A 16,685-nucleotide genomic window follows, 5' to 3' on the forward strand; every position below is an offset into this window, starting at 1 on the left:
ACTTTCAGCCGGGAAGCAATAGCAGAAATTACCATCCCACTCCCTACTCCCCACTCCCCATTCCCTTTTAATTGAAATTACTGTGAATAATATCAGTCAACTTTTGGCGCAGGCACAGGCAGCCTATTATGCAGGTGATTGGTCATCATTGATTCACTATCTGCAACAGCTGATTTTGGTCGGGAAGGATGAAGCTGATCCAAAATATCTTTTAGAATTGTCACTTTCTGCGTTGGAAATGGGCGATTTTCAACAACGCTGGGATATTACCAAGGTGTTAATCAGTTTGGGAAGTATTGCCATCAATCCCTTGATTGAACTTTTAGAAGATGACGAAGCAGAGGATGAATTGCGCTGGTTTGCTGCCAGAATTTTGGGCGAGTTTTCCCATCCAGATGTAATAAATCCTTTGGTGGAATTTTTGCGGGTAAATGAAAATGAGGAATTGAGGGCGATCGCAGCATCTTCTTTGGCACAATTAGGAACTGTAGCTATTCCCAAACTTAGCGAATTGTTAAAAGATGAAAATACCAGGCTTTTGGCAGTGCGATCGCTGGCTTACGTCCGCCGTACAGAAACTATCAACCCTTTATTAACTGTGGTGCAAGATCATCAAGCCGCAGTCCGCGCCGCCGCTTTAGAAGCCCTCAGTAGTTTTCACGATGAACGTGTAGCACCTGTATTATTAAATGCTTTGAATGATTTAGCCGCACCTGTAAGACGCGCTGCAATTATCGGTTTAAGTTATCGTCCGGGATTATCTGCCCAACTAGATTTGATTAGGAAAATACAGCCACATCTTTATGATTTTAATATTGAGGTTTGCTGTGTAGCTGCCGTTGCCCTTGCCCGGATGGGTGATGATGCTGCCCAACACCTATTTCAAGTATTGGTATCGCCCCATACACCAATTACATTACAACTAGAAATCATCCGCGCCTTGAATTGGTTAGAGTCACTAACAGGACTGGAGTATTTACAACAAGCACTAAATCAACTCACCTCAGCAACACTTTGGCAAGAAATTGTTACTGTTTTAGGACGGGTACAAAAGCCGGAGTTAAAAACACCAGCCACAGAAATTATTTTACAGATGTTACAAGCACCACATCCTGCGACAAAAATTAACAGTGTGAAAAGTGCGATCGCTCTATCTTTGGGCCAGTTGGGTTGTCCGCAAGCCACAGAACTATTAAACCAGATGCAGGAAGATCCAGATGAGTTTGTCAGACTACATGCGATCGCTGCACTTAAAAAACTCACCCCTTCTTTGGCATAGAGTAGGGAACAGAGAACAGACTTAACAGTCTTTAATGATTGTGAGCCTGTTCCATGTAGCGTAGCTGATAGTCAAAATTAAGGCTCAAAAAAATCGATACATATTGATGTGGTGTTTGTCTTCTACCAAACACTAGAATTTTGCATAAGTAATAGCTTTATTTAATATATAAGAGCTATAAGATTTATCAATAAGCTTTAATGTGATTTTTCCCCCGAAATAGTATTTACTAGAATTTAACCCTTGCGATAAATATCTCGATGAATATCTATGTATTGATAAGTTAATGCGGCGAATTAAATTCCTGAGATTTAAAGTGAATAATATTAGTTTCCTAACTACACTTTAAATTTACTTATCAAATATATTTAAACATCGACATAAATTTTTTCTACATTACATATATCTGGAGTCATCATGGCAAAATATCTACTAGCCTCTGCTGGTGGAGCAGCTTTCTTATGGTTATTTTATGGTTTGTTCCCTGTACAAGCCACTACTAATTCATTATTAGAAATAGATAAATCTGTTGAAAAAAGTAGTATTACTGCCCCAAAATCTGCTATTGCTGAAGCCAATTTAGCTGATGCTAATGAGCAACAATTGCCAGTAACTAATGTAGTTAAACAAGAGTCTGATACAACCAATCAACAGCCACAAACACAAAATTCAACATCAGATGAATTTGCACAAGTAACATCCGTATCGCAGTTATCAGATGTACAGCCTACTGATTGGGCTTTCCAAGCACTACAATCTTTAGTTGAGCGCTATGGTTGTATCGCTGGTTATCCCAACCGTACCTATCGCGGTAATCGAGCGATGACTCGTTATGAGTTTGCGGCTGGTTTAAATGCTTGTCTAGACAGAATCAACGAACTCATCGCTACTGCAACGGGTGATTTAGTCAGAAAAGAAGATTTAGCAACCTTACAAAAACTACAAGAACAATTTGCGGCAGAATTAGCCACTTTGCGGGGTCGAGTCGATGCTTTAGAAGCCCGGACAACAGAATTAGAAGCCAATCAGTTTTCGACTACGACAAAACTCAATGGTGAAGCAATTATCGCTGGTATTGGTGCTACTGGCGGCGCTCCTGGTAGGAATGATTCTAATATCATCCTAGTAAACAGAGTGCGGTTAAATCTCACCACTAGCTTTACAGGTAAAGATACATTAATCACAGGCTTGCAAGCCTACAACTTTTTAGGTGGAGCCGATGGTAGTGGTAGCTTACAACAAAGTTTAGGACTAGCTTCACCTATTTTAAGTGCTAGTAGCGCTCGTACTAGTTTTGAACCACAGTTTCCAGGTCTCAACGTTAAGGACTTATCTCCAGTAGGAGCGAATAGTGTACAACTGTACAAGTTACTGTATATTTTCCCTGTTGCAGATAAGTTAACCTTATTTGCGGGAACTGCGGCGGAAACATCAGATGCTTTTCCAGCAATTACACCTTTTTCTGGTGAGGGACAAGAATCAATTTCTCGCTTCGGCAATTTGAATCCTGTCTTACGTGTTTCTGGTGGGACTTCTGGTACTGGTTTAGCATCGGCTGCGGGATTTATTTATACTTTCTCTCCCAGTTTAGATTTTCGTGCCTTATACGGTAGCGTTAACGCCAACTTGCCACAAAAATCTCCAAATGAGGCAATAGCAGGATCGGGAATATCTACCACACCTTTAGGAGGTGGCTTATTCAGTGGTAGTAGCGTTATTGCAGCACAGTTAACCTTTAAACCCACCCGTGACATTGATATTGGTTTAAACTATGCCAACAGCTATCACGAAATCAATATTTTAGGCACAGGACTAATTAGGAGTGATATCAATGCTTTAGCTCTACCTGGCTCGCCGAGTGATATACCAGTCAAGCTCAACTCTGTAGGTGGTACTCTTACTTGGCGATTCTCTCCTAAGATTGCTTTGTCTGGCTACGGTGCAGCTATCTTTGTTGATGATTCTTCTAACAGGGTTAATGCTTCTACGACCTTTACAAGTTGGATGGTAGGGCTTCACTTTAGAGATTTATTGCAATCAGGTAGTAGTGCGGGGCTTCTGTTTGGTCAGCCACTTTACCGTACAGATGCAAGTGGTGATGCTCGACTGACTCCAGATGGTGAAACTCGCGCTACTCCTTACCATTTGGAAGCCTATTATCGCTTCAAGGTCAGCGATAACATTAGCATCACCCCAGGCGCATTTGTTCTCTTCAACCCAGAGGGTGACAGCAGAAACGACACCACAACTGTAGGCGTATTGCGGACTACGTTTACTTTCTAGAAGGTAAAAAGAGGGGGGAGACAAGGGAGAAACCCACCCCTAGCCCCTCCCAGGAGGAATAACTACGGAATATAGACTGTTGACTATGGACTAATGACTAATGACTAATGACTAATAACCAAATATGTAGCGAAATCTACTAAATTATGGAACGAAATCGGGTACTTTAATTCAATGCCATAAATGTAATTCAGGCTACATACCAATGCGACTAGAGCAGTTGCAAGCTTTTTTGGCGATCGCAGAAACCGGCAGCTTTCAAAAGGCTGCTGGTAAATGTGGTGTCACCCAATCTACTATCAGTCGGCAAATTCAGTCACTAGAAGCAGATTTAGGTGTAGAACTGTTTCACAGAACGAATCAAGCTAAGTTGACTTTAGGCGGCGAACGCTTACTTCCCCGCGCCCGGAAAATTTGTCAAGAGTGGGAAACGGCTACACAAGAGTTAGCAGATTTAATCGCTGGGAAGCAGCCAGAGTTGTGTATCGCTGCGATTCATTCTCTTTGTGGTTCTTATTTACCACCAGTATTACAAAAGTTTTGCCGTGATTTTCCTGAAGTACAATTGCGGGTAACATCTTTGGGAAGCGATCGCGCTCTGAAAGTCCTCAAAGATGGTTTAGTAGACTTAGCAATTGTCATGAATAATCGCTTTCTTACCACTGCAAGGGAAATGGTGGTTGAAGTTTTGTATGATGAAGCGATAGAAGTTTTAATTGCCGCCAATCATCCTTTAGCTCAATATGAGCGTGTACCTTGGTCAGAATTGATACGTTATCCTCAAGTGGTTTTTAAAGATGGTTATGGGATGCAGCGTCTAGTCCAAGACAAATTTGAGCGACTAGAAGCCACACTACAAGCAGCTTTAGAAGTTAATACCTTAGATGCTTTTCGGGGAGTAGTGCGCCAAGGAGAATTAATCGCCTTACTCCCCACTTCTGCATTATTAGAAGCACGCCTTGACCCCACCTTAGCAGTGCGTCCCCTAGCTAACAACGCATTACCAGACAATTCTGGCTTGACTCGTCGCGTAGTTATGGTGACAACTCAAGATCGGTTACAAATTCCCCCCATTAAACATTTTTGGCAACTAGTTAGGGAAAATATTCCCCCACTAATGGAGCAGCAGCGATCGGCATCGTGAAGTTATGATTAGTCAAAAGTCCATAGTCCATAGTCCATAGTCTATAGTTCAAAACCTTTTTCTTAGCTGTTGACTGTGAAGCAGTCGGAGTCTTGGCGGTTCCCGTCGAGTCCGAACTGCTGAACCCGGAGGGTTGACTGTTGACTGTTGACTGTTGACTAATGACTAGTGACTTATGAGTATTTTATTCAGGGATTTGCTGAAAAAAGTAGGAAGTGGTAACCACACGGGAGAAAATTTAACCCGTGCTGAAGCTTTCAGCGCTACTAAAATGATGTTATTAGGTGAGGCTACACCAGCCCAGATAGGCGCGTTTTTAATTGCTCACCGCATCAAACGTCCTACTGGGGAAGAATTAGCAGGAATGTTGGACGCATTTGCCCAATTGGGGCCAAAACTAAAACCAATCGCCTCCCCAAATCCACCGATAGTTTTTGGTATACCTTATGATGGTAGGACACGCACTGCACCCATCAGCCCGATAACAGCGTTATTACTGTCAGCCGTGGGACAACCAGTGGTAATGCACGGAGGCGATCGCTTACCAACCAAATACGGTTTACCATTAATAGAAATCTGGCAAGGATTAGGAGTAAACTGGTCTACCTTGTCATTAGAACAAGCTCAATCAGTCTTTGCACAAACTGGAATTGGCTTTGTCTATACACCACAACACTTTCCTTTAAATAATACTATCTGGGAATACCGTGACCAACTCGGCAAGCGTCCACCATTCGCCACAATGGAATTGATTTGGTGTCCTTATGCTGGTGATGCTCATGTAATTGCTGGATATGTTCATCCACCTACAGAAGGAATGTTCCAGGTAGCATTACAACTGCGGGGGGTAAATAAATTTACCTTGGTGAAGGGATTAGAAGGCAGTTGTGATTTACCACGCGATCGCACAGCTATCATTAGTTTATCTTCAGCATCCCCGGAGCTAGAAAGAGTTTTTCTTTTAGCCCATGATTACGGCTTTACTAACAAAAATGTACCTTTGGGTAGCACTGAAGAATTGCTAACTCAAATACAAGATGTTTTTGCTGGGAATACTAATGAGTTACAGCAAACAGCCTTGTGGAATGGTGGGTTTTACCTGTGGCGCTGTGGAATTTGTGCGGATATGCGATCGGGTATTGCTCAGGCGGAGGAATTACTCAAGAGTGGGGTAGTAGCGGCAAAATTACAACAAATAACTCAGCTAATTACTTCAATATCACAAACAAATTTAGATAATCGGTTTCTGGAGTCAGAGCAGAAAGTTAATGTTACCTCATAGCTAGAATTAGTTGGTTGAGTGGGTAAAGCCAACACATTTAGAGTATATAACTCATACTAAGTTGCGTTCAAGCATAATATTCCTACTCCCTATTCCCTACTCCCAACTCGCAGCCCAAGTTACTATCTTTGGCTGCGACTCGGTATCAACTTCATCTTGCTGTATTACTCCCCAAATTCACTGATACAATAAAAATCTAATCAATATCAGTGTTCAGTAACAATATTTGTCTGAGAAATATCATACACAAACTACTGCCTATTACCTCAGACATTGACTGCTACTGTGCCAATTATCCAGATTTTCATGAGTAGCGAAATTCAACTCAGTCTCTTTAACGAAGATTCAAACTCTGACCAAAAAGAGCTGATTCCCACAGATGCCAAAATTCCCGTTCCCCCCGGAACCTATACAAATTTGACCGAGTTAGCCCAACACTGTAATCAGTGCCAGCGTTGTGAATTGGGCAGTACCCGTACTCATGCTGTTGTGGGACGGGGTAATCTGAAAGCACCCATCATGGTTGTAGGAGAAGCACCTGGTCAAAATGAGGACGAAACAGGTCTACCATTTGTCGGCAGATCAGGTCAGTTGCTAGAAAAAATTCTAGCTTCAGTCAACTTGACCACGGAACAAGATGTATATATTGCCAATATTAATAAATGTCGTCCACCAAACAACCGGGTTCCTACTCCTAATGAAATGGCTGCTTGTTTACCATATTTACTAGAACAGATACGCCTTGTTGATCCGAAAATTATCTTATTAACAGGTGCAACATCTGTCAAAGGACTGACTGGTGATAAACGCGCCATTACCAAGATTCGTGGTCAGTGGATAGAGTGGGAAGGACGTTTATGTATGCCGATTTTCCATCCATCTTACTTATTACGTAACCCTTCTAAAGAACAAGGCAGTCCCAAATGGTTAATGTGGCAAGATATAAAAGAAGTACGTGCCAAGTACGATGAAATTAAATCAAGTAATTGAATAGAATAGGTTGAAGTCAAGATTAAACCTGATTTTATCTAAGCTCGATTTTGATCTATAAATACTTTCTGTAGGGGCGCAAATCTGTACGCCTCTACAGATAATGGATGTGTTGCAAAGATTTTTTGAATTGGTATAACCCATGCGTTTTCAAAATTAAGAGGCAGAATAGATAAATAAACTTATACTCTATTCCTGATGCCTACTAAAAATACAACTATTTCTGGTTGTGACTGGCCAATTGATCAGTTACCCGGATTAAGCCATGAAGAACAATCCCAACTGCAAAATTGTGGGATTAAAACTACAACTGGACTATGCAAACAAGGTAAAACTTTAGAATCTAGGCTCGCTTTGGCTAATAAATTACAGGTGCATATTCAGTATGTAAACAAATGGATAGCCTTAGCAGATTTAGCCAGGATTCCTAGTGTCGGAACACAATATTGTGGGCTGTTACTCCACGCTGGCGTTATTTCTGTGGTGCAGTTAGCGGAAATTCCCACTCATAGATTGCACAAGCAAATTTTGCGCTTGCAGGTGGCAACTATGCAGCGCCGTGATTTGTGTCCAGCCATTGAGTTAGTGCAGCAATGGAGTCAACAAGCGAAAATGGTCATTGGTTGTTAGTCAACAGTCAACAGTCAACAGGTGATTCCACCTTAATCTTTCGCCAATACGCCGTTAAGGAAGATATCCGCAAGACCTTCTGCCATTTGCTGCATTTGTTGGGGTGAAGCGTCTGGCTGCATGAGAGTATTGTTAGAGAAACCAGCGATCGCAAACATTCCCAGGAAAACTTTAGCGACTAAATTTGCATCCATTTGGCGATAAATGCCTTTATCCATAGCAGTTTGGAAGAAGGCTTCGGCAACATCGGTCATTTTCACGATAACTTCTGTTTGGATGCGATCGCGCAAGTCTGGGTGGAATTGCACTTCCATGAAGCAAACCTTCATTAGATCGGCATTTTTGTGCAAATTCCACATCCTGCGGCGCATTACCTGAGCAACAGCCTTATAACTGCCCATTTCGCTCAATTCGGTGAGCAAATCTGTGAGGATATCTATCCAACCACCCGTTGCGACTTCTACCAAAATCGCTTTTTTGTTAGGAAAATGACGAAATAAAGTCCCTTCCGCTACGCCGGCTGCTTGTGCTAAATCACGGGTAGTAGTACCATCAAAGCCTTGAGCGGCAAATAACTTCAGCGCGGCTTGTAAAATGCGCGAGCGTGTCTGCGCCTCGGAAGGTGGAGAAGAATTAAAAACTCGCATATTAGTTATTGTAAAATCTCCGAAACATTACTTGTAGCATTATTGTCTACTGTCAGGGGCAAAAAGCACAGAAAGCTTAATACAAGATTAACGCTCTCATTGTTGGTTGACCTGCTGCTAAGGTAGTGAAAATCTCTTTTATTTGTTGCTTATGAATCAATCTAGTCGTTCAATATCCCGGCGGCTGTTGGCAATTTTGTTAGTAACGGTCGTTCTTTGGTGGGGGTGGACACCAAAAATCGCGTTAGCACAAACGCCAACTACTCTCCAACCCAGTAAAACACCAACTTCAAAAGTTCAAACTTCGATTCAACCTTATTTAGATCGAGTAATTAAGGAGTTGACGGAGTTCCGATTAGATAATGGTATGAAGTTTATTGTCTTAGAACGCCATCAAGCACCTGTAGTTTCTTTTCTCACCTACGCTAATGTCGGCGGTGTGGATGAACCAGATGGAAAAACAGGTGTGGCTCACTTTCTAGAGCATTTGGCGTTCAAAGGCACTACACGCATCGGTACGGTTAACTATCAAGCAGAAAAACCTTTACTTGAGCGTTTAGAACAGTTAGACACACAAATTAGAGCCGCAAAAGCCAATGGTAAGCAAGATGATGTTGCTAGGTTGCAAGCGACTTTTAAGGAAGTAGAATCACAAGCAGCTAAATTAGTCAAGCAAAATGAACTAGGACAAATTGTCGAACAAGCTGGGGGTGTAGGTTTAAACGCTACTACTACCACAGAGGCGACACGTTACTTTTACAGCTTTCCCTCCAATAAGTTGGAACTTTGGATGTCTCTAGAATCAGACCGATTTCTTGACCCTGTAATTCGCCGGGAATTTTATAAAGAAAAAGATGTAATTTTAGAAGAACGACGAATGCGGGTGGAAAATTCACCTGTCGGCTTGATGGTGGAGAAATTTATCGATACCGCTTACAAAGTTCATCCTTATAGACGACCTGTCATTGGTTACGACCAAGACATTCGTAACCTCACGCCAGAGGATGTACAAAAGTTTTTTGCGACTTACTACGTACCTAGTAATATCACTATTGCTGTTGTTGGAGATGTCAACCCAACTGAGGTAAAAAAACTAGCACAAACCTACTTTGGACGTTATAAAGCCGCACCTAAACCACAGTCAAAAATAAAAATCGAACCACAGCAGACTCAAACCAGAGAAGTGACTGTAGAATTACCTTCTCAACCTTGGTATTTTGAAGGTTATCACCGCCCAGCAATCACACATCCTGATAATGCTGCGTATGAAATTATTGGTGCTTTGTTAAGTAATGGGCGCACATCACGGCTGTATAAGTCTTTAGTTGAGCAAAAGCGTTTAGCCTTAAATGCTCAAGGTTTTAGTGGTTTCCCAGGTGATAAATATCCCAACCTGATGCTATTTTATGCTCGCACATCTCCCGGTCATACAGTTGATGAGTTAGCGGTAGCTTTAGGTCAAGAAATTGACAAGCTGAAAACGGAACCAGTCTCGGCTACTGAGTTAGAAAGGGTAAAAACACAAGCTAGGGCAGGATTGGTACGCAGCCTTGATTCTAATATGGGCATGGCACAACAACTTTTAGAATTTGAAGTAAAAACTGGTTCTTGGCGGAATTTGTTTAAGCAATTAGATGAAATTATTGCTGTGACTCCTGCGGATATCCAACGAGTGGCAAAGGCAACTTTTACACCAGAAAATCGAACAGTTGGCAAGTTGTTGCCTAAGAAAGCATAAACAATACACCGCAGAGATTAGGAGATAAGCAACAGATATGCAGAGGCTTAAACAATTCAAAATGGGTAAAGGTAAGAGATTGATTTATGGCTTAGTGGCTGTTTTTGCTTTTTTGACTGTCACTTTTAACTTTTCCCTCTCGGCGACAGCAGCAGCCAAACACTACACCCAGTTGCAGTTTGCACCTTTACCTGAGATTAAGTTACCCAAGTACGAACGGTTTGTGCTGCAAAATGGCTTGGTTGTGTATTTGATGGAGGATCATGAACTACCTTTAATCGGTGGTACAGCAATGGTACGGACTGGGAGTCGCTGGGAACCAGCAGATAAGGTGGGGTTGGCTGCTTTAACAGGCGTAGTCATGCGGACTGGTGGCACTAAACAGCGTTCAGGCGATGATCTCAATCAAATATTAGAGCAACGAGCCGCATCTGTAGAAGTGAGTATTGGTGAAGCTTCAGGTAGTGCTAGTTTTGACTCATTAACTGAAGATACCGAAACAGTGTTTGGGTTGTTTGCAGAAGTTCTGCGAGAACCAGTATTTGCCCAAGAAAAACTAGATTTAGTGAAAACTCAAGCTAAGGGGGGGATTGCCCGGCGAAATGATGACCCCGATGATATAGCAAGTAGAGAATTTCGTAAGTTGATTTATGGCAATGATAGCCCCTATGCACGGATTACAGAATATGCCACAGTAGATGCGATCGCCCGTGAAGACTTGGTACAGTTCCATCAAAAGTATTTCCACCCCAATAATATGATTTTGGGGATTGTGGGGGATTTTGAACCGCAAAAAATGCGATCGCTTATTCAAGCTAAGTTAGGTAATTGGGTGCGTAATCCCAAATTCACTAAACCAACTGTACCAGAGGCATCCTCAGTCAATAAAGGCGGAGTATTTTTCGTCAACCAACCCCAACTTACCCAAAGTAGTGTATTAATTGGGCATTTGGGTGGCCAATTCAATAATCCAGATTATGCAGCCTTAGATGTATTGAACGGCGTGTTAAATGGCTTTGGTGGACGCTTATTTAATGAAGTGCGATCGCGTCAAGGTTTAGCCTACTCTGTATATGGTTCATGGAGTCCACGCTTTGACTATCCGGGAATGTTTATTGCTGGTGGACAAACCCGTTCTGATGCTACCGTGCAGTTTGTCAAAGCCTTACAAGCCGAGATTAAGCGTATCCAGTCCCAACCAGTAACAGCAGAAGAATTAGCCCGTGCTAGAGAGTCTACACTTAATTCTTTTGTATTCAACTTTCAAGACCCCGCCCAAACTTTATCGCGGTTAATGCGCTATGAGTATTATGGTTATCCCGCAGATTTTCTCTTTCGCTATCAAAAAGCTGTAGCCGCAACCACAGCCGCCGATGTGCAGAGAGTAGCCAAGCAATACCTCAAACCAGATAATTTCGTAACTTTGGTAGTAGGAAATCAAACTGCTATTCAGCCACCGTTAACTCAGTTAGCCGCCCAGGTAACACCAATTGATGTGACTATTCCTAGCCCACAAGCGCGGAATTGAAGGAGAAAGTTGACAGTGGACAGTTGAAAGTTGACAGTTGAGAGGTTACTTCCACTGTCCACTCCCTACTCCCTTCAGTAATACTAAAGATTAAAAAAAAATATTTATACGAGATTTTGAGGAAATTTCTATTATCTTGTTTGATAAACACCGAAATAAGATAAAGTTATGAAATTTCAAGAAATCGGTCAAGTTGCCTTGGCACTTTTAACCCAGTTTGGGCTAAAAGTAATAGGTGCGATAGCTCTGTGGATTATTGCACAAAAGTTAATTGATTTTGCCATCAAGTTAATACGCCGTAGTTTTCGCAGCCAGAATATTGAGCCAACGCTGATTAATTATGTATTAAATATTATTTCTGTCACCTTGAGAATTGTGCTAATTGTAGCCATTCTCGGCTTTTTTGGTGTAGAAACAACTTCTTTTGCAGCATTATTAGCAGCAGCCGGTGTAGCTATTGGTGCAGCATGGGGCGGACTTCTGGCTAACTTTGCGGCTGGCGCGTTTTTAATTATTTTCCGTCCTTTCAAAGTCGGTGATTTTATTACCGCCGCCGGAGTGACAGGAACAGTTACAGAAATAGGATTGTTTACCACGGATATTACTACGCCTGATAATGTGTTAACAATTGTGGCGAATAACAAAATATTTGCTGATAATATCCAGAATTTCTCGGCTAATCCTTTCCGGCGCGTTGATTTGCTGGCACAACTACATCATGATGTTGATCATAATCAGGCGATCTCACTTTTAAAAGCCAGAATTAGTCAAATTCCCAATGTAGTTACTAACCCAGCACCAGATGTAGAAATTCTTACTTTTACTTTGGCAGGGCCAGTATTAGCTGTGCGTCCGTATTGTAATAATGAACATTATTGGCAAGTGTATTTCGACACAAATAAAGCCATCCGCGAAACTTTTGGTGAAGCTGGATATCCAATTCCTGAACAACGTTACGCCTTTAATTTTCCATCAGAAAATGGCACAAGTTCCGTTATTCCTCCATCTGTAATCAATTCATAATCAGGCAATTACTTTTTAATTGTCGTATTTTTCTCAAAAATCAACTAATAATTTACAAAAAGGTAAGTCATTCCATGACTTACCTTTTTACTATTTAGGGCTTGCTGAAAAAGTCATTTCAAAGGAAGAGAAAAATTGATTAAGTAGTCAGTCCAGAAAAAAGATAAGTTTTTGTTGTTTAAGGTTTAATGAAATATCAGTTTCGATAATAGAAGAAGTAAAAAAAGACTCAGTTTTGAAAAATAGGCAAAAAAATACACAAAAAAGCCGTAATAGCAGAGTAGAAAGATTCATAACTAAAAAAGTTATGGCAATAGCGGTGAAAGAAGTATGAGGAAGTTTAGCCATAACTCTACCAAGGCTAAATCTTCGTTTACCTTGTCCAAACTTGCCCTCAATACAATTACGAATCCTTTCGTCATAAGCGGCTTGTTTCTTCTTTTCAGGGCTGACATTTTGGGGGGGTCTACCTAGTGGTGGGCCACTAATTCTAATTCCCCTTTCTTGACACCAAGCTCGATTCTCCCTCGTCCGATAAATCTTATCAACATGAACTGATTCAGGATAATATCCGGTGTAGTTTTTGTATGCTTCTACTTGTGATTTTAAGTCTCCTGATTCGTTAAAGTTGTCCCAACTAATATGGTCTAAAAATACATAGCCATCATAGTAACTAGCTGAAAACTTAGCCCCAAACTCTACTGTTCTCCCGGCTTTACCTCGGATAATCGGACGAATGTGTGGTTGGTTTAAACTGACAATGCGGTCTTGTATACTAATTTTTTGATTTTCATATAACCATAACTGTTGACGATAAACTTCTGCTACTACTAGCAACATCTTATATTGACTGTTGCTCAGTTTTAATAGTGACGCACCTAAATTTATTAGCTGCTGAATATGAGTTAAATTTCTGTTGATATATTGCAGTTGCTTTCTGATAGCTTTCCTTCTTTCTTTAACTGTTGGTTTTCTTTTCTTGGCTACTGCTAAATAATCCTTTCTTGCTTTGTTTCTGTAGGTTCTTGGTTTGTTGATATTTCTTACTAATAAGGACTTATATAATGTATCTATGATTGTTTCTGTTTGCTTTCTGGCTTGATTTAATAATCCTAAATCTGTCGGATAACTTATGTCTGCTGGCGCACAACTAGCATCTAATATTAATTTTCCTCTATTGGCTGGCTTACTTTTTGAATCCTCGACCTCTGGCTTTTTTGCTCTTACTTCTACCTCCTGTTTATTTTCTAACATCTTCCTGACTATTTCTTGATTGATTTTATTGACTAATTCTATATCTATCCTTTCTCTAAAATGAACTAGCATTGACGGGTCAAATGCAGATTCATTACTATATGCTGACATTCCTATAAAGTATTGCAGATACGGGTTCTCCCGAATTTGTTCTACTGTCTCTCTGTCACTTATTCCTAATTTTTCTTTAATTATTAATGCTCCCAACGCCATTCTAAATGTTTTGGCTGGCGCTCCCATTCTTGCTGAAAATATTTCTGCGTACTCTGCTTCAAATTTTGACCAAGGTATCATGTTCGCCATGATTACCCATCGGTTATCTGACGCTAGTTTTCCCCCAAAGGGTAGTTCAAAGTTTTCTGCTGCTTTTTCTTGCTTTTGCGCTCTTCGATACATTTTAACGCAACTTGCTACAAGGATTTTTACTTATCTTACCCTTTTTCTTTTCACCTTATTTTTCTTTCCTGACCCTGAAACTCTTCATTCTGCTATCTTTCGCCCTTATTCAGCCAGCCCTATTTATTATCTGTGATACCGTTTCACTTTAATATTGATACACATAGGCAGCAGGGAAAACGAATTAGAGATTTATCATGTGTATCATGTATTTCGTGAATTGGTATGACTCTGTTTCTCTATGTTTTAAAGTCACTACAGAGACAAAGAGAACCTATCTTAAGAAGGAGGAGAGTTTATCAGCTTATTCTCAATATTATGTCAGTACAAAATAAATATTTTGTTGAACTGACTGTTTTTTCTAAAAAGCATAATAAATAGAGAAAAACTGATGAATATACCTGCAATTAGTCAAGTTGCTCTTGCTCTTTTAATCCAATTCGGGCTGAGAGTTTTAGGCGCGATCGCCCTTTGGATTGTTGCTCAATGGTTAATTGATTTTGGTTTAAAATTATTGCGTCGCGCTTTTCGTAGTAGACAAGTCGAACCGACATTAATTAACTATATTGTGAATATAGCAGCCGTTTTACTAAGAATTGTTTTAATTGTAGCAATTCTGGGCTTTTTCGGCATAGAAACTACTTCCTTCGCTGCATTATTAGCGGCTGCGGGTATAGCCATCGGTGCAGCTTGGAGTGGACTTTTAGCTAACTTTGCGGCTGGTGCATTTTTGATTATTTTTCGTCCATTTGCAGTTGGCGACACCATCACAGCCGCAGGTGTTACTGGAATAGTAGAAGAAATAGGATTATTTACAACAACAATAAATACATTAGATAATGTCAGAACAATTGTTGGTAATAATAAAATATTTGCTGACAATATCCAAAACTTTTCTGCCAATCCTTACCGCCGCGTAGACTTAGAAGCGCAACTTCATCATAGTGTTGATCATGAAGATGCAATTAGGCGATTAAAAGAAAGAATTAGCCAAATTCCTCATGTATTAAATAATCCTGTGCCAGATGTAGAAATATTAGACTTCAACTTAGCAGGGCCACTACTAGCAGTGCGTCCTTATTGCCATAATGAACATTACTGGCAAGTTTATTTTGCTACGAATAAAGCCATCCGCGAAACTTTTGGTGCTGCTGGATATCCTGTACCCGAACAAAACTACAGGTTTATAGAAGCATCACGGGATGGAACATCAGCTAGTGTGGCACAACGCACATCTTTGGGCTAGAGTGTGCGATAATAAATGTATATACCCATTTACTTGATATGTCTTCTTTTTCTTGCGCTAGTTGTGCAGTTGTTCTGAACCAACAACAGACGCAAAATACATCGTATCAAAACCAATGTCAGGATGATTCCGTTAACCACCCTGAAAGTGTAGACAAAACTTGTACTGTGGTGGAAAATGGTAGGGTTGTAGTTAAACCATTGCCGCCACAAGGTAATGATAAGGCTGAGGCTTAGTCTGATTTAATATTGCTGTGGCATGGCTACGTGAATGTATGAATATACGTCATGCTGATATGAAGTTACAATGAGATTGTGCAGAAATTTATGAGTGGTAAGACAAAACTTACTCATGAACAAGCAGAAGGTTTAGAAAAGTTTTTTCATATTGAAGCAGGTTTATTTAGATCAAGCGATCGCTCTTTTCTAGGATGGGTAAATGGTTAGAGAATACTCACCGCAAACACAAGCCAATTCACCCCAAGAACATCTACCCCCGCTTCAAAGTGGCGATCGCCTAACTCGTCCCGAGTTTGAACGGCTTTATGCTGCTGATACCCATGCCAAAAAAGCCGAACTGATTGAAGGAATCGTTTACGTGGCTTCACCCTTAAGACATCAACAGCATGGTAAACCCCATAGTCGAGTAATAACTTGGTTAGGAGTCTACCAATCATTAACTCCTGGTGTTGACTTAAGTGATGCCCCAACTGTGAGGCTTGATTTGGATAACGAACCACAACCGGATGCAGTATTATTCATTGAACCAGATGCAGGCGGACAGACTCGATTGAGTGACGATGGTTATATTGAAGGTGCGCCTGAGTTAATTGTCGAAATAGCCGCAAGTAGTGCTGCAATTGATAGGGGTAGCAAAAAGCAGGTTTACCGCCGTAACGGGGTGCTGGAGTATGTAATCTGGCAATCTTACGAGAATCAACTGGAATGGTTTTACGTGATTGATGGTGACTATCGATTGCTATCTCCTGATGCAGATGGTATTATTCGCTCTCAAGTATTTCCAGGTTTGTGGTTAGCAGTAGAAGCATTGCTGAATAATCAGATGGCGCAGGTATTGAAAGTATTGCAGTTAGGGTTAAATTCACCTGAACATAGTGATTTTGTGCAGAAATTGGCAAACAGGTGAAGATGCGATCGCTTTCTCTAAATAAACCTACATCAACATGAAAAAACTTGATTCTAGGCGATCGCATCTTCTGAGCAACCGTTAGTATGGATTAAGTAA

At 40.9% G+C, this 16,685-nt stretch carries 14 protein-coding genes; 12 read left to right on the forward strand and 2 right to left on the reverse strand.

Annotation, left to right across the window (positions count from 1 at the left end; genetic code table 11):
* The first annotated feature begins 82 nt into the window (after positions 1 to 82).
* The 6 genes from NSMS1_RS09960 (at position 83) to NSMS1_RS09985 (ending at position 7,608) form a co-directional block, all read left to right on the forward strand.
* Positions 83 to 1,279 carry a HEAT repeat domain-containing protein gene (locus NSMS1_RS09960; RefSeq protein ID WP_224092856.1) on the forward strand — a complete coding sequence of 399 codons (1,197 nt, stop codon included), beginning with the start codon at positions 83 to 85 and terminating at the stop codon, positions 1,277 to 1,279.
* A gap of 417 nt (positions 1,280 to 1,696) precedes the next feature.
* Positions 1,697 to 3,562, forward strand: a complete 1,866-nt coding sequence (locus NSMS1_RS09965) for an iron uptake porin (RefSeq protein ID WP_224092857.1) — start codon at positions 1,697 to 1,699, stop codon at positions 3,560 to 3,562.
* 205 nt (positions 3,563 to 3,767) lie between these two features.
* Positions 3,768 to 4,706 carry a LysR family transcriptional regulator gene (locus NSMS1_RS09970; RefSeq protein WP_224092858.1) on the forward strand — a complete coding sequence of 313 codons (939 nt, stop codon included), beginning with the start codon at positions 3,768 to 3,770 and terminating at the stop codon, positions 4,704 to 4,706.
* 175 nt (positions 4,707 to 4,881) lie between these two features.
* Positions 4,882 to 5,988 (forward strand): anthranilate phosphoribosyltransferase family protein, encoded by a 1,107-nt coding sequence (locus NSMS1_RS09975; protein ID WP_224092859.1) that lies wholly within the window; start codon positions 4,882 to 4,884, stop codon positions 5,986 to 5,988.
* A gap of 306 nt (positions 5,989 to 6,294) precedes the next feature.
* On the forward strand, positions 6,295 to 6,978 hold the full coding sequence (locus tag NSMS1_RS09980) for a uracil-DNA glycosylase family protein (RefSeq protein WP_224092860.1): 684 nt from the start codon (positions 6,295 to 6,297) through the stop codon (positions 6,976 to 6,978).
* A 198-nt stretch (positions 6,979 to 7,176) separates the two neighbouring features.
* On the forward strand, positions 7,177 to 7,608 hold the full coding sequence (locus NSMS1_RS09985; RefSeq protein WP_224092861.1) for a DUF4332 domain-containing protein: 432 nt from the start codon (positions 7,177 to 7,179) through the stop codon (positions 7,606 to 7,608).
* 32 nt (positions 7,609 to 7,640) lie between these two features.
* On the opposite strand, the gene NSMS1_RS09990 is transcribed toward NSMS1_RS09985, so the two are convergent.
* Positions 7,641 to 8,255: a TetR/AcrR family transcriptional regulator gene (locus NSMS1_RS09990; RefSeq protein ID WP_224092862.1), complete on the reverse strand. Its 615-nt coding sequence runs from the start codon at positions 8,253 to 8,255 to the stop codon at positions 7,641 to 7,643.
* 151 nt (positions 8,256 to 8,406) lie between these two features.
* Between NSMS1_RS09990 and NSMS1_RS09995 the strand changes: the two genes are divergently transcribed.
* The 3 genes from NSMS1_RS09995 to NSMS1_RS10005 all read left to right on the forward strand — a co-directional run bounded on the left by NSMS1_RS09995 (position 8,407) and on the right by NSMS1_RS10005 (position 12,544).
* Positions 8,407 to 9,993 carry a M16 family metallopeptidase gene (locus NSMS1_RS09995; RefSeq protein ID WP_224092863.1) on the forward strand — a complete coding sequence of 529 codons (1,587 nt, stop codon included), beginning with the start codon at positions 8,407 to 8,409 and terminating at the stop codon, positions 9,991 to 9,993.
* A gap of 37 nt (positions 9,994 to 10,030) precedes the next feature.
* The gene (locus NSMS1_RS10000) at positions 10,031 to 11,521 is read left to right on the forward strand and encodes a M16 family metallopeptidase (protein ID WP_224092864.1); all 1,491 of its coding nucleotides are present in this window, start codon (positions 10,031 to 10,033) and stop codon (positions 11,519 to 11,521) included.
* 168 nt (positions 11,522 to 11,689) lie between these two features.
* The gene (locus NSMS1_RS10005) at positions 11,690 to 12,544 is read left to right on the forward strand and encodes a mechanosensitive ion channel family protein (RefSeq protein WP_224092865.1); all 855 of its coding nucleotides are present in this window, start codon (positions 11,690 to 11,692) and stop codon (positions 12,542 to 12,544) included.
* A 147-nt stretch (positions 12,545 to 12,691) separates the two neighbouring features.
* On the opposite strand, the gene NSMS1_RS10010 is transcribed toward NSMS1_RS10005, so the two are convergent.
* Positions 12,692 to 14,194, reverse strand: a complete 1,503-nt coding sequence (locus NSMS1_RS10010; RefSeq protein WP_224085439.1) for an IS5 family transposase — start codon at positions 14,192 to 14,194, stop codon at positions 12,692 to 12,694.
* A 391-nt stretch (positions 14,195 to 14,585) separates the two neighbouring features.
* Between NSMS1_RS10010 and NSMS1_RS10015 the strand changes: the two genes are divergently transcribed.
* From NSMS1_RS10015 to NSMS1_RS10025, 3 genes are all read left to right on the forward strand, one after another.
* Complete coding sequence (locus tag NSMS1_RS10015) at positions 14,586 to 15,440, forward strand: mechanosensitive ion channel family protein (protein WP_224092866.1); 855 nt, start codon at positions 14,586 to 14,588, stop codon at positions 15,438 to 15,440.
* Between the two features lie 38 nt (positions 15,441 to 15,478).
* The gene (locus tag NSMS1_RS10020) at positions 15,479 to 15,676 is read left to right on the forward strand and encodes a hypothetical protein (protein WP_224092867.1); all 198 of its coding nucleotides are present in this window, start codon (positions 15,479 to 15,481) and stop codon (positions 15,674 to 15,676) included.
* Between the two features lie 202 nt (positions 15,677 to 15,878).
* Complete coding sequence (locus NSMS1_RS10025; RefSeq protein ID WP_224092868.1) at positions 15,879 to 16,586, forward strand: Uma2 family endonuclease; 708 nt, start codon at positions 15,879 to 15,881, stop codon at positions 16,584 to 16,586.
* Positions 16,587 to 16,685: the final 99 nt, after the last annotated feature.

The organism is Nostoc sp. MS1, assembly GCF_019976755.1.
GTDB lineage: Bacteria > Cyanobacteriota > Cyanobacteriia > Cyanobacteriales > Nostocaceae > Trichormus.

Coding starts and splice junctions, on each gene's coding strand:
- NSMS1_RS09965 (WP_224092857.1), top strand. CDS start 1,697: ATGGCAAAATATCTACTAGCCTCTGCTGGTGGAGCAGCTTTCTTATGG.
- NSMS1_RS09970 (WP_224092858.1), top strand. CDS start 3,768: ATGCGACTAGAGCAGTTGCAAGCTTTTTTGGCGATCGCAGAAACCGGC.
- NSMS1_RS09975 (WP_224092859.1), top strand. CDS start 4,882: ATGAGTATTTTATTCAGGGATTTGCTGAAAAAAGTAGGAAGTGGTAAC.
- NSMS1_RS09980 (WP_224092860.1), top strand. CDS start 6,295: ATGAGTAGCGAAATTCAACTCAGTCTCTTTAACGAAGATTCAAACTCT.
- NSMS1_RS09985 (WP_224092861.1), top strand. CDS start 7,177: ATGCCTACTAAAAATACAACTATTTCTGGTTGTGACTGGCCAATTGAT.
- NSMS1_RS09990 (WP_224092862.1), bottom strand. CDS start 8,255: ATGCGAGTTTTTAATTCTTCTCCACCTTCCGAGGCGCAGACACGCTCG.
- NSMS1_RS09995 (WP_224092863.1), top strand. CDS start 8,407: ATGAATCAATCTAGTCGTTCAATATCCCGGCGGCTGTTGGCAATTTTG.
- NSMS1_RS10000 (WP_224092864.1), top strand. CDS start 10,031: ATGCAGAGGCTTAAACAATTCAAAATGGGTAAAGGTAAGAGATTGATT.
- NSMS1_RS10005 (WP_224092865.1), top strand. CDS start 11,690: ATGAAATTTCAAGAAATCGGTCAAGTTGCCTTGGCACTTTTAACCCAG.
- NSMS1_RS10010 (WP_224085439.1), bottom strand. CDS start 14,194: ATGTATCGAAGAGCGCAAAAGCAAGAAAAAGCAGCAGAAAACTTTGAA.
- NSMS1_RS10015 (WP_224092866.1), top strand. CDS start 14,586: ATGAATATACCTGCAATTAGTCAAGTTGCTCTTGCTCTTTTAATCCAA.
- NSMS1_RS10020 (WP_224092867.1), top strand. CDS start 15,479: ATGTCTTCTTTTTCTTGCGCTAGTTGTGCAGTTGTTCTGAACCAACAA.
- NSMS1_RS10025 (WP_224092868.1), top strand. CDS start 15,879: ATGGTTAGAGAATACTCACCGCAAACACAAGCCAATTCACCCCAAGAA.